This is a genomic window from Rhodococcus sp. MSC1_016 (genome assembly GCF_023667485.2).
In the GTDB taxonomy this organism is placed as follows: Bacteria; Actinomycetota; Actinomycetes; order Mycobacteriales; family Mycobacteriaceae; genus Rhodococcus_F; species Rhodococcus_F oxybenzonivorans.
Genome location: NZ_JAMOZI020000001.1, coordinates 4,778,112 through 4,790,462, shown reverse-complemented (window position 1 = coordinate 4,790,462; position 12,351 = coordinate 4,778,112). Strand labels below are relative to the sequence as shown.

General features: G+C 65.8%; 14 protein-coding genes. All 14 read left to right on the top strand.

The window, feature by feature from the left end:
- Positions 1–128: 128 nt before the first annotated feature.
- The 14 genes from ftsH (at position 129) to lysS (ending at position 12,311) form a co-directional block, all read left to right on the top strand.
- Positions 129–2,408 (top strand): ATP-dependent zinc metalloprotease FtsH, encoded by a 2,280-nt coding sequence (gene ftsH, locus L1080_RS22240; RefSeq protein WP_159919018.1) that lies wholly within the window; start codon positions 129–131, stop codon positions 2,406–2,408.
- 32 nt (positions 2,409–2,440) lie between these two features.
- On the top strand, positions 2,441–3,085 hold the full coding sequence (gene folE, locus L1080_RS22235; protein WP_374436011.1) for a GTP cyclohydrolase I FolE: 645 nt from the start codon (positions 2,441–2,443) through the stop codon (positions 3,083–3,085).
- Positions 3,082–3,936 (top strand): dihydropteroate synthase, encoded by an 855-nt coding sequence (gene folP / locus L1080_RS22230; protein ID WP_159919019.1) that lies wholly within the window; start codon positions 3,082–3,084, stop codon positions 3,934–3,936. Before folE ends, folP begins: the two co-directional genes overlap by 4 nt.
- The gene (gene folB, locus L1080_RS22225) at positions 3,929–4,291 is read left to right on the top strand and encodes a dihydroneopterin aldolase (protein ID WP_159919020.1); all 363 of its coding nucleotides are present in this window, start codon (positions 3,929–3,931) and stop codon (positions 4,289–4,291) included. Before folP ends, folB begins: the two co-directional genes overlap by 8 nt.
- Complete coding sequence (gene folK, locus L1080_RS22220) at positions 4,288–4,800, top strand: 2-amino-4-hydroxy-6-hydroxymethyldihydropteridine diphosphokinase (RefSeq protein ID WP_250777159.1); 513 nt, start codon at positions 4,288–4,290, stop codon at positions 4,798–4,800. Before folB ends, folK begins: the two co-directional genes overlap by 4 nt.
- 20 nt (positions 4,801–4,820) lie before the next feature.
- The gene (locus L1080_RS22215; protein WP_201453587.1) at positions 4,821–5,288 is read left to right on the top strand and encodes a DUF3180 domain-containing protein; all 468 of its coding nucleotides are present in this window, start codon (positions 4,821–4,823) and stop codon (positions 5,286–5,288) included.
- A 71-nt stretch (positions 5,289–5,359) separates the two neighbouring features.
- Positions 5,360–6,358 carry a DUF6779 domain-containing protein gene (locus tag L1080_RS22210; RefSeq protein WP_201453497.1) on the top strand — a complete coding sequence of 333 codons (999 nt, stop codon included), beginning with the start codon at positions 5,360–5,362 and terminating at the stop codon, positions 6,356–6,358.
- 113 nt (positions 6,359–6,471) lie between these two features.
- Complete coding sequence (locus L1080_RS22205; protein WP_250777158.1) at positions 6,472–7,398, top strand: Rossmann-like and DUF2520 domain-containing protein; 927 nt, start codon at positions 6,472–6,474, stop codon at positions 7,396–7,398.
- Positions 7,399–7,403: 5 nt separating this feature from the next.
- A complete protein-coding gene (panC, locus tag L1080_RS22200) occupies positions 7,404–8,342 on the top strand; it encodes a pantoate--beta-alanine ligase (protein ID WP_250777157.1) in 939 nt (312 codons plus the stop codon).
- Between the two features lie 44 nt (positions 8,343–8,386).
- On the top strand, positions 8,387–8,833 hold the full coding sequence (gene panD / locus L1080_RS22195) for an aspartate 1-decarboxylase (protein WP_159919024.1): 447 nt from the start codon (positions 8,387–8,389) through the stop codon (positions 8,831–8,833).
- Positions 8,834–8,836: 3 nt separating this feature from the next.
- Positions 8,837–9,655, top strand: a complete 819-nt coding sequence (locus L1080_RS22190) for a type III pantothenate kinase (RefSeq protein ID WP_250777156.1) — start codon at positions 8,837–8,839, stop codon at positions 9,653–9,655.
- 121 nt (positions 9,656–9,776) lie between these two features.
- The gene (locus L1080_RS22185; protein ID WP_250777155.1) at positions 9,777–10,310 is read left to right on the top strand and encodes a cysteine dioxygenase; all 534 of its coding nucleotides are present in this window, start codon (positions 9,777–9,779) and stop codon (positions 10,308–10,310) included.
- Positions 10,307–10,729 carry a rhodanese-like domain-containing protein gene (locus L1080_RS22180; RefSeq protein ID WP_159919027.1) on the top strand — a complete coding sequence of 141 codons (423 nt, stop codon included), beginning with the start codon at positions 10,307–10,309 and terminating at the stop codon, positions 10,727–10,729. The genes L1080_RS22185 and L1080_RS22180 overlap by 4 nt, the downstream gene beginning before the upstream one ends.
- 70 nt (positions 10,730–10,799) lie before the next feature.
- Positions 10,800–12,311, top strand: a complete 1,512-nt coding sequence (gene lysS, locus L1080_RS22175; protein WP_159919028.1) for a lysine--tRNA ligase — start codon at positions 10,800–10,802, stop codon at positions 12,309–12,311.
- Positions 12,312–12,351: the final 40 nt, after the last annotated feature.

Genomic DNA, 12,351 nt, shown 5'->3' with positions numbered 1-12,351 from the left:
GGGCGGTTGGCTGCTACCTGGAGTCGCCGGCGTGCCGTCGCGGTAACCTGGATTGTCCGGTTGGCAGCCGGAAGGCGCACTCGGTAGACCCGCACTCTCGAAAGGACCGGCCACTTCGGCCGACCTGTATGAACCGTAAGACAGTGTTTCGTAACCTGGCGATAGTTGCCGGCATCCTGCTGGTGATCTACGCCTTCAGCTACTTCGGCAACGACACGCGCGGATTCAAGGGTGTCGATACGTCCGTGGCCATTGCGCAACTCGACGCGAACAACGTCGAGAAGGCGCAGATCGACGACCGCGAGCAGCAGCTACGCCTGTGGCTCAAGGACGGCAACGACGCCACCGGCGGTGAGACCGAGATCCTCGCGAAGTATCCCGAGGCGGCATCCGAGCAGATCTTCACCGAGATCTCCGACAAGGGCCTGGCGAGCTACAACACCACGGTCACGCAGGAGAGCTGGCTCACGTCGATCCTGCTGTTCGTGCTGCCGATGGTGATTCTGCTGGGCATCTTCTTCTTCGTGATGAGCCGAATGCAGGGCGGCGGCCGCGGCGGCGTGATGGGCTTCGGCAAGTCGAAGGCCAAGCAGCTGAACAAAGACATGCCGAAGACGACCTTCGCCGACGTCGCGGGTGCAGACGAAGCGGTCGAAGAGCTGTACGAGATCAAGGACTTCCTGCAGAACCCGATGCGCTACCAGTCGCTGGGCGCGAAGATCCCGCGCGGTGTGCTGCTGTACGGGCCTCCCGGAACGGGTAAAACCCTCCTCGCCCGCGCGGTCGCAGGGGAGGCCGGTGTCCCGTTCTTCACGATCTCCGGCTCGGATTTCGTCGAGATGTTCGTCGGTGTCGGCGCCTCCCGTGTCCGCGACATGTTCGAGCAGGCCAAGCAGAACAGCCCGTGCATCATCTTCGTCGACGAGATCGACGCCGTGGGCAGGCAGCGCGGTGCGGGTCTGGGCGGTGGCCACGACGAACGCGAGCAGACCCTCAACCAGTTGCTGGTGGAGATGGACGGATTCGGCGATCGGACCGGCGTCATTCTCATCGCCGCCACCAACCGCCCCGACATCCTCGACCCTGCGCTGCTGCGTCCGGGACGTTTCGACCGCCAGATCCCGGTCGGTGCTCCCGACCTCGCAGGTCGCCGCGCGATTCTCAAGGTTCATTCGCAGGGCAAGCCGATCGATCAGCATGCCGACCTCGAAGGTCTGGCCAAGCGCACCGTCGGAATGTCGGGTGCCGACCTCGCCAACGTCATCAACGAGGCCGCGTTGCTCACCGCCCGCGAGAACGGGACGGTCATCACCGAGGCCGCTCTCGAGGAGTCGGTCGATCGCGTGGTCGGCGGTCCTCGCCGCAAGAGCCGCATCATCAGCGAGCACGAGAAGAAGATCACCGCGTACCACGAGGGTGGGCACACGCTGGCCGCGTGGGCAATGCCCGACATCGAACCCGTCTACAAGGTCACCATCCTCGCTCGCGGCCGCACCGGTGGTCACGCGATGACGGTTCCCGAGGACGACAAGGGCCTGATGACGCGGTCCGAGATGATTGCCCGACTCGTGATGGCGATGGGTGGCCGTGCCGCCGAGGAATTGGTCTTCCACGAGCCGACCACCGGCGCGTCTTCCGACATCGACATGGCGACGAAGATCGCCCGCTCGATGGTCACCGAGTACGGCATGAGCGCCAAGCTGGGTGCGGTCCGTTACGGGCAGGAGGGCGGCGACCCGTTCCTCGGCCGGTCGATGGGTCAGCAGTCCGACTATTCGCACGAGGTCGCGCGGGAGATCGACGAAGAGGTACGAAACCTCATCGAGGCGGCGCACACCGAGGCGTGGGCCATTCTCAACGAGTACCGGGACGTCCTCGACATCCTGGCAACCGAGCTTCTCGAGCGTGAGACTCTCACCCGCAAGGACCTCGAGAAGATCTTCCACAGCGTGGAGAAGCGTCCGCGCATCACGGCATTCAACGACTTCGGCCACCGGACTCCCTCCGACAAGCCGCCCGTCAAGACCCCGAGGGAGCTTGCGGTCGAGCGCGGCGAGCCGTTGCCCCAGCACCAGCCCGAGCCGGTGTTCGCTCATCAGCAGTCGTCGCAGCAGGCCCAGCCGCAGCAGCAGTACCCGCAGCCGGTGGCGCCGGCAAACGGATACCCGCAGCCGGGCCCCTCGCGACCGCAGGGCGGGATCGCACAGCCGCGACCGGACTACGGCGCACCCGCGGGATGGTCGGCTCCGGGATGGCCGCCGCGTGATTCGGGTGGGCAGGGCCAGGAAGGCCGGTACTCCGGCACCCCGAATCCGGGCAACGAGTGGAACCCTCCGCACGAGCAGCGTCCCAGCGGGGACGAGGATCCGCAGACGCGGCCCTGGCGAGGACCGGACGGATCGAACTGATCTGCCCGAACTAGGCTGATGTTTCGGGACACATGTTCCCGATAGTGGAGGAGTTTCGGTTGTCGGTAGATCATCTCGATAGTGAACCCGTGGCACTCGAAACGGGACGGGTGTTCGATCAGCCGCGGGCTGAAGCTGCTGTGCGCGAACTGCTGATCGCGATCGGCGAAGATCCCGACCGGCCCGGTCTCATGGACACTCCTGCCCGGGTTGCCCGGTCGTATCGCGAGGTCTTCGCAGGCCTCTACACCGACCCCGACAGTGTCTTGAACACCACATTCGACGAGGGCCACCAGGAACTGGTGCTCGTTCGGGACATTCCGCTGTACTCGACGTGTGAGCATCATCTCGTCTCCTTCCACGGGGTCGCCCATGTCGGTTACATCCCCGGGACGACCGGCAAGGTGACGGGTCTGTCGAAACTGGCTCGCGTGGTCGACCTGTATGCCAAGCGTCCGCAGGTCCAGGAGCGTCTGACCAGTCAGATCGCCGATGCAGTGATGCGCAAGCTCGATCCGCGCGGAGCGATCGTCGTCATCGAGGCCGAGCATCTGTGTATGGCGATGCGGGGCATCCGCAAGCCGGGAGCGAGCACCACCACCTCGGCGGTGCGGGGACTTCTCCAGTCCAGCGCGGCCTCACGTTCCGAGGCTCTGGACCTTATTCTGCGCAAGTGACCGCAATCGAGCTGCCCTCGCCCGGCCGGACCGTGGTGATGGGTGTCCTCAACGTCACCACCGATTCGTTTTCGGACGGGGGTCGGTTTCTGGATCGAGACGCGGCCCTGGCTCGCGGACTCGAACTGAAGCGTCTCGGGGTGGACATCGTCGATGTGGGCGGTGAATCGACTCGTCCGGGGTCGGCGCGGGTCGACCCCGAGATAGAGGCGGGGCGGGTGGCTCCGGTCATCGCAGATCTGGTGGCCGAGGGCATCTGCGTCAGTGTCGACACGATGCGGGCCTCCGTCGCCGAAGCGGCAATCGAGGCGGGCGCCTCCATCGTCAACGACGTCGCCGGAGGGCGCGCTGACGCGAAGATGGCATCCGTCGTGGCAGACGCCGGTGTTCCGTGGATCTTGATGCACTGGCGATCGGCCGGTGACTACGTTCACCGAGGCAACGCGGACCATTACGAAGACGTGGTGCGTGAGGTTCGAGACGAACTGATGACGCAGGTGGACCTGGCTGTCGAAGCCGGTGTCTCGGCGAGTTCGCTGGTGCTGGACCCGGGACTCGGCTTCGCGAAGAATGCCGCCCACAATTGGGCGCTTCTCAAGGCATTGCCGGAGTTCACCGACCTGGGATTCCCCGTCCTCATCGGTGCCTCGCGCAAGAGATTCCTGGGTTCGCTGCTGGCGGAACCCGACGGCACGAGTCGGCCACCGGCGGGACGCGAGGTCGCGACCGCGGTCGTCTCGGCACTCGCCGCCACGTACGGAGCGTGGGGCGTGCGTGTGCATGATGCCCAGGGTTCGCTCGACGCCATCGCGGTGGCCGAGGCGTGGGCACGAGGTGGCGTCGGTGAGTGACCGAATCGAATTGCGCGGTTTGAAGGTTCGCGGTAATCACGGAGTCTTCGATCACGAGAAGCGGGACGGCCAGGACTTCTACGTCGACATCACCGTGTGGATCGATCTCGCGCCGGCGGCAGCGTCGGACGCTCTCGAGGACACTCTGGACTACGGCGGACTGGCGGAGCGGGCCGCGGCGATCGTCGCCGGGCCGTCCCGGGACCTGATCGAGACCGTGGCCGCAGAGATCGCCGACGGTGTCATGACGGATCCTCGCGTGCAACGGACCGAGGTGGTGCTGCACAAGCCGTCCGCGCCGATTCCGCTGACCTTCGCGGACGTGGCGGTCGTTGCGCACAGGTCACGGCCATGAGCCGCGCCGTGCTGTCCATCGGGTCGAACGTCGGCGACAGCGTCGCCCACCTGCAATCCGTTCTGGATGCGCTGGGAAGCAGTGTGGTGGCGGTCTCGCCGGTGTATTCGACCGAGCCGTGGGGTGGGGTCGAGCAGCAGGACTTTCTCAATGCGGTGCTGGTGGTAGATGATCCGGCCCTCAACGCCGCCGGATGGTTGCGACGGGGACAGCAGATCGAGGCGGCCGCGGACCGCGTGCGGACGCAGCGATGGGGCCCGCGGACGCTGGATGTCGACGTCATCGTGTGCGACGGCGTCCGTAGCGACGATCCCCACCTGACCCTGCCGCATCCGAGGGCGCACGAACGCGCCTTCGTCCTCATCCCGTGGCTCGACGCGGATCCCGATGCAGTCCTGCCCGTCGGAGGGGAGTCGCACCGGGTCGACGAACTCCTGGCATCGCTCGACGACGGTGAACGCGAGGGTGTGCGTCGCACGGAGTTCGCCCTGAACCGGCGGTCGCGATGAAACCGGAACCGACCGGCACGATGAAGCCCACCCGGATCTGGGACCTGTTGTTCCTGGCGGCCCTGGCCGTGGCGGCCACCTGGATTCTGGTCCGGGTCTTCTACGGCTCCTTTCCGCCCATTCCCGTGTACGCGGGGGCGTCGTTGTATCCGGTGGCGGTGATCGAGGTGATCCTCGCGTTCATGGTCCGGTCCAGGGTCAGCAATCATCAGGTCGGTGACGGTCCGCGTCAGCTGCATCCGATCACCGCGGCCCGGGTTGCCGCCTTGGCGAAGGCCTCCGCGCTGGTCGGTGCCGCGACCGCGGGAGTGTGGGGCGGCTTCCTGCTCTACCTTCTCCCGCAGCGTTCGGTGTTGCGGGCCGCAGTGTCGGACACGCCGGGAGCCTGGGTCGGGTTGGTGGCCGCGCTCGCGCTCGTCGGCGCTGCCCTGTGGTTGGAGCACTGTTGCCGCACCCCGGACGACCCGTCCGACGAGCCGGCGCACTAGCACGTGGGGGATCGCCGGACGTGTCCTGCGAATGCGCAGTGCACCGCTGACGGCCAAGTACCCTGGCAAGCATGACGAATCCTGGTCGCCTCAAGTCTGCGCGCCGCAACCAGCGCAGCGCGAGCCAGATGATCGTTGCGGCGTTGCTCGCGCTGGCCGTGGTCGCGTCCCTTTTCCTGATCTTCAGTGAGAGCGTGCCACTGCTGAGAGTTGGCGTGGTGGTGGCACTCTGGGCGGCCACTCTCGGCGCTATCGCGATGACGAAGTATCGGCGCGAGTCCGCTCTCGACAAGGCGAAGGTCAACGATCTGCAAACCGTGTACGAGCTCCAGCTCGAACGGGAGATCTCCGCAAGGCGTGAATACGAGCTGACCGTCGAGAAGCGGGTACGCAGCGAGGTGCGCGCCGACGCCGAGGAACTTGCGGCTCTACGGGCCGAGCTGTCTTCGCTGCGGAAGAGCCTCGAAGCACTGTTCGACGGCGCCATGCCGACCGAAAGGATCGCGCTGCGTGCCGACTCGACGCGGGTTCAGGAACTCGCGGGCGGTTCGTACAGCAGCTACCAGCCGGCGCCGTCCGGGCTCTATATCCCCGGGGCGGGATACTCCGGTCACCAGGGGCAGCAGAGCGGCGGGCAACACAACTTTGCGAATCCCGACGACGAGCCGGTCACCGCCGAGACCTCCATCGTCGACCCCGATAACCGGGGCTACGCAGAGGCGGAAATCGAGGTCGAGCCGGAGCCGGAGGCGGCACCCGAGGCCCAGCCCGAGTCGGAAGCCCAGCCGGAGCAAGAGCCGGAGGCGGAAGCCCAGCCGGAGGTAGAAGCGCAGGCGGAGACCGAACCCGAGAAAGAGCCGGAGGCGGCACCTCAACCGGAGGTAGGAGCTCAGGCGGAGGACGAGCCGGTGCCGGGGTCGCGGCGCGCTCGTCGACAGGCGTCCGAGGACGACGAACCTTCCGGCGCACACGCGAGTGGTTTGTCCGTGGCCGAGATCATGGCCAACATGCACTCGACGGCGGGCACGGCGCAGGGCACCGGGCGTCGACGGCGCCGCGAAGCCGAGTAATGAGGCACAGATCACTTCGCCGGCGCATGGCGGGGTGAACTGGAAGCGGGCTATTCTCACTCGAGAACGTCTGGTACCCGCCGAGCGGGACTGGAACGAACGAGAGGACGAAGGTGACCTCTTTCGGGATCACTAATGGCCCTGCGCCTGCGCGATTGTCGGTAGGAATCGTCTCCGCCGGCCGGGTCGGTACAGCTATCGGGGCGGCGCTCGAGCGGGCAGGTCACGTCGTCGTTGCCTGTTCGGCGGTGTCCGACGTGTCCCGTCATCGAGCGCGCACCCGTCTGCCCGACACCGAAATTCTTCCGGTTGCCGATGTCGCTGCCCGCTCCGAGCTGCTGATTCTGGCTGTTCCCGACGCGGAGCTCGCCTCGCTGGTAGCGGGGCTGGCCTCCACCGATGCGGTGCCGAATCGCACGATCGTCGCCCACACCTCGGGGGCCAACGGCATCGGCATCCTTGATCCCCTTGCCCGGCAGGGCGTGGTTCCTCTCGCGATTCATCCGGCTATGACTTTCACCGGTCACGACGAGGACACCGTGCGCCTCGCGTCGGCATGTTTCGGGATCACCGCGGCCGACGACATCGGTTATGCCATCGCGCAGTCGCTGGTGCTCGAGATCGGCGGCGAGCCGGTGCGGGTGCGCGAGGACATGCGACCGCTCTACCACGCGGCTCTCGCGCACGGCAGTAACCACCTGGTCACGCTGGTCGTCGACGCTGTGGCCGCCCTGCGTGTCGCGCTCGAAGGCCAGGAGCTCCTGGGGCAAGAGCTGATCGGCAACGAGCCGAACGGCGTCGCGGAACGAGTTCTCCAACCCCTGCTCTCCGCTGCCCTGGACAACGCGCTCCGCCGCGGCCCGGCCGCGCTCACCGGGCCGGTGGCACGGGGCGATTCGGAAGCTGTGGCCACGCACCTGCGGGTACTCGAAGAGGTCGATCCTCGGATCGCTGCGGGTTACCGGGCGTTGTCGCTTCGGTCGGCCCAGCGGGCAGGCGCTACACCTGAACTACTCGACATCCTGGAAGAGCGGAGGTGAGTTCCGTGAGTGAACTGCAAGGCGGATACAAGCGCGGGGAACTCACCGTGCACCACGACCCCAAGGTCCTGACCAGGGTGTCGAAGGCGCTTCGGGGCGTCGGCCGGCAGATCGCACTGGTGCCGACCATGGGAGCCCTCCATGCCGGACACCTCGAGTTGGTGCGTCAGGCGAAGTTGACGGGCGCGGTGGTGATCGTGTCGATCTTCGTCAACCCACTGCAGTTCGGCGCCGGGGAAGATCTCGACTCTTATCCGCGCACGCTCGATGCCGACCTCGAGTTGCTGCGGGAGGCCGGGGTCGAATTGGCATTCGTGCCCACTGCCGCCGCGATGTACCCGGCAGGACAGCGGACCATGATCCACCCGGGCCCGCTCGGTGCCGAACTCGAAGGAGCGGCCAGGCCGACGCATTTCGCGGGCATGCTGACCGTTGTGGCCAAGCTGCTCCAGATTGCCGCGCCGCATGTTGCGTACTTCGGTGAGAAGGACTACCAGCAGCTCACGCTGATCCGGCAGATGGTCACCGACCTCGACTTCGACGTCAGGATTCTGGGCGTGCCGACGGTCCGCGAGCACGACGGTTTGGCGTTGTCCTCACGTAACCGTTACCTCGACGAGAAACAGCGGGCTGCGGCGACAACGTTGTCCGCGGCCCTCATCGCCGGCGCCCATGCCGCCGCCGGCGGAGCCGAAGCGATTGTCGCCACCGCCCGTGAGGTGCTGGCGTCGGCGCCGGAAGTAGATGTCGACTACCTCGAAGTGCGGGGCGTCGATCTCGGTCCCGCCCCCGAACGGGGGGACGGTCGCCTGCTCGTCGCAGCCCGAGTGGGGTCCACCCGGCTGATCGACAACGTCGGGGTCGCGGTCGGCACCGGATTCCTCGAACGTGCAACCGAACCGCCGTCCGGCACGGCAGTCTCCGAAGAGCTCACCTCCCGATAGAGAAGCGTCGAAACTTCCGTCTGTGGAAGAGTAAGGACCAGAACATGTTTCGCACCATGATGAAGTCGAAGATCCACCGCGCCACCGTGACGCACGCCGATCTCCACTACGTCGGTTCGGTCACGGTGGACCAGGATCTGATGGACGCCGCCGACCTTCTCGAAGGGGAGCAGGTGTGCATCGTCGACATCGACAACGGTGCGCGGCTCGAGACCTACGTCATTGCCGGCGCACGCGGTAGTGGTGTGATCGGAATCAATGGCGCTGCAGCGCATCTGGTCAAGCCTGGCGACCTCGTCATCCTCATTGCGTACGGAGTCATGAACGAGGAGGAGGTGCGGGACTACCAGCCGCATGTCGTCTTCGTCGATGCGGTCAACAAGCCCATCGAGCTCGGCACCGACCCGGCGCACGCACCGGAAGGCTCCGGCCTCATCACGCCCCGCATGCTCGGGTCGCTCGACGCCGAGCGTGAATCCAGCCTGGTGTAACCGGTGCTTCTCACCGTCGACGTCCGGAACACGAACATCGTTCTCGGGCTGTTCACCGGATCCGGCGAACACTCGAAGCTGGTGCAGGACTGGCGGATGCGTACCGACCAGCGGATGACGGCAGACGAGCTGGCGCTGATCTTCCGCGGACTGCTCGGCGTGCACGTCGACCAGATCACCGGTGTGGCCGCGTTGTCGACGGTCCCGTCCGTGTTGCGCGAGATTCGGGTCATGTTGACGCGGTACTGGGGTCACGTTCCGCACGTGCTGGTGGAACCGGGAGTCCGAACCGGTGTCCCGCTGCTGGTGGACAACCCGAAGGAAGTCGGTGCCGACCGGATCGTCAACAGTCTTGCGGCGCACCACCTGTACGGTGCGCCGTGCATCGTCGTGGATTTCGGCACGTCCACCTGTGTCGACGTCGTGTCGGGCAAGGGGGAGTTCCTCGGTGGGGCTATCGCCCCCGGGCTCGAGATTTCGTCGGACGCTCTGGCGTCGCAGTCGGCGGCGTTGCGCAAGGTGGAGCTGCTCCGCCCCCGCTCGGTGGTCGGCAAGAACACCGTCGAATGCATGCAGTCGGGTGCGGTGTTCGGTTTCGCGGGTCTCGTCGACGGTTTGGTACGTCGGGTCCGCAGAGAGCTGCCGGCTTTCGCAGGCTCCGATGTGGTGGTGATCGCGACCGGTGATCGCGCGCCGCTGATCATGCCCGAGACGGAGACCATCGACGAGCACGAACCGGACCTCACTCTCGAAGGCCTGCGGCTGGTGTACGAGCGGAATCAGGCCCGCCGTGGGACGTCCCGTCGAAGTCCGCTCGACTGACGGGTTCCGTCCGCCCGGAAGATGTGCCACAATGGTCGGCGTGAATCGCTGCACGAGTGCTCAGGAGTGTTGTCGAGGCTGAACGCTGCCTTGACCAATTCACACTTCTGGAGTCTCTCTCGTGCTCGCAACGTATTCTTCTGCAGCTGTACCCACCCGTCTTCGTCCGGCCGATCTGCTGCGCATCACCGATCAAGGTGCTGCCGAGGTCCTCGACGGCCGGCACGACGACCTCCTCCCACATCGATGGCCGACCGATGAACGCTGGTCCTCGCGGCTGTACAGCGACGACGACGTCGATGTCTGGCTGATCAGCTGGGTTCCGGATCGAAACACCGAATTGCACGACCACGCAGGCTCTTTCGGGGCGCTCACCGTTCTCAGTGGGGCTCTCTCCGAGTTCCGCTGGGCGGGTGACCGCCTGCGTCACCGGACGTTGGAAGCAGGCGATCAGGCTTCGTTCCCGCTCGGATGGGTTCACGACGTCGTGCGAGCCCAGGACGTGCCTGGAGCGAGTGTTTCGACGCCGACTCTCAGCGTGCACGCCTACTCGCCGCCGCTCACGGCCATGTCCTACTACGAGGTCACCGAGCACGGCACCCTCCGCCGCACCCGCAGTGAACTCACCGATCTCCCCGAGGGCGGTTCGAAATGACCATCGATCAGATGCTCGAAGAGGCTCGCACACAGATCGATCGGATGTACGCGTTCGAGCTGCCCGAGGCGGTGGCGCGCGGTGCGATCGTCGTGGACATCCGACCACAGGCGCAGCGGGCCGTCGAAGGCACACTGCCCGGCGCTCTGGCCATCGAACGGAACGTGCTCGAGTGGCGCCTCGACCCCACCAGCTCGGCGCACCTGGCATTGGCGGTCAACCACGATGTGGAGTGGATCATCGTCTGCTCCGAGGGCTACACGTCGAGTCTCGCTGCCGCGTCATTGCAACAACTGGGCCTGCACAAGGCGACCGACCTCGTCGGCGGGTACAAGGCGATCAAGGCGGCGGGACTTCTGGGAGCGCTCATCGGCTCGCAGCACTGCACGCGCGAGCTGGCCACCGTTTCGGCCCATTGACCCGAAGCCGGCCGACGCCCGGAGACTCCTGAATAGGGGCGCCGCGGGCGGTCGATTAGGCTGGTGACCCGTGAGTGAAGCAGCAGACCAGCCAGTCGACGACACCCCCGAGCAGCTCCGGATCCGTCAGGAGAAGCGTGCGCGGATCCTCGCGGAGGGGCGCGAGGCGTACCCGGTGTCGGTTGCGCGCACCCACACGCTGTCGGAGATCCGCGCGAAGTACCCGGAGCTGGCACCCGACACCACGACAGGTGACGTGGTCGGTGTCGCGGGTCGTGTCATCTTCGTCCGCAACACGGGCAAGTTGTGCTTCGCGACGCTGCAGGAAGGCGACGGCACCCAGCTGCAGGCGATGATCAGCCTCGCCTCTGTCGGGGAGGAGGCGCTCGCGTCCTGGAAGGCCGATGTCGATCTCGGTGATTTCGTGTTCGTCCACGGTGAGGTGATCAGCTCCCGTCGCGGCGAGTTGAGCGTGATGGCCGATTCGTGGCAGATCGCCGCGAAGTCGCTTCGTCCGTTGCCGGTGGCGCACAAGGAGATGAGTGAGGAATCGCGCGTCCGGCAGCGTTACGCCGACCTGATCGTGCGAGCAGAGGCGCGCGAGAATGCGCGCAAGCGGGTGGCCGTAGTGCGAGAACTGCGCAATGGTCTCGAGCGCCGCGGATTCCTCGAGGTCGAGACACCGATGTTGCAGACGCTCCACGGTGGCGCCGCGGCCCGGCCCTTCGTCACTCATTCCAATGCCCTCGACATCGACCTCTATCTGCGTATTGCGCCGGAACTGTTCCTGAAGCGGTGCGTCGTCGGCGGTATCGAGAAGGTTTTCGAAATCAATCGCAATTTCCGTAACGAAGGCGTCGATTCCACCCATTCGCCGGAATTCGCGATGCTCGAGACCTACGAGGCCTACGGCACGTACGACGATTCCGCCGTCATGATCCGTGAACTGGTTCAGGAAGTCGCCGAGGCGGCTTTCGGGTCGACCGTGGTGACACTTGCGGACGGCACCGAATACGACTTCGGTGGTGAATGGAAGACCCTCGAGATGTATCCGTCGCTGTCACAGGCGATCGGTGTCGAGGTGACCCCCGCGACCACCGTCGACGAATTGCTTGCGCTCGCTCAGAAGGTAGGCCTCGAGGTACCCAAGGACAAGGGGTACGGGCACGGAAAGCTTGTGGAAGAACTGTGGGAGCACCAGTGCGGTGACCAGTTGTACGAGCCCACGTTCGTTCGCAACTTCCCGGTCGAGACGTCTCCGCTCACGCGGGACCACCGGACCGAACCGGGAATCACGGAGAAGTGGGACCTGTACGTGCGCGGCTTCGAGTTGGCCACCGGCTATTCGGAATTGGTCGATCCGGTGATTCAGCGTGAGCGTTTCGTCGATCAGGCCCGGCTGGCCTCGGCCGGTGACGACGAGGCGATGGTCCTCGACGAGGAATTCCTCGCCGCGATGGAGCAGGGAATGCCTCCCACCACCGGTACCGGAATGGGAATCGATCGACTGCTCATGGCATTGACGGGATTGGGAATCCGGGAAACAATCCTCTTTCCCATTGTTCGCCCCTCGTCCCGCTGATTCACCTCGGCGAAATCGTGCGAATAAAATAAGTCCATTC

Coding starts and splice junctions, on each gene's coding strand:
- ftsH (WP_159919018.1), top strand. CDS start 129: ATGAACCGTAAGACAGTGTTTCGTAACCTGGCGATAGTTGCCGGCATC.
- folE (WP_374436011.1), top strand. CDS start 2,441: ATGTTCCCGATAGTGGAGGAGTTTCGGTTGTCGGTAGATCATCTCGAT.
- folK (WP_250777159.1), top strand. CDS start 4,288: ATGAGCCGCGCCGTGCTGTCCATCGGGTCGAACGTCGGCGACAGCGTC.
- L1080_RS22215 (WP_201453587.1), top strand. CDS start 4,821: ATGAAGCCCACCCGGATCTGGGACCTGTTGTTCCTGGCGGCCCTGGCC.
- L1080_RS22210 (WP_201453497.1), top strand. CDS start 5,360: ATGACGAATCCTGGTCGCCTCAAGTCTGCGCGCCGCAACCAGCGCAGC.
- panD (WP_159919024.1), top strand. CDS start 8,387: ATGTTTCGCACCATGATGAAGTCGAAGATCCACCGCGCCACCGTGACG.
- L1080_RS22180 (WP_159919027.1), top strand. CDS start 10,307: ATGACCATCGATCAGATGCTCGAAGAGGCTCGCACACAGATCGATCGG.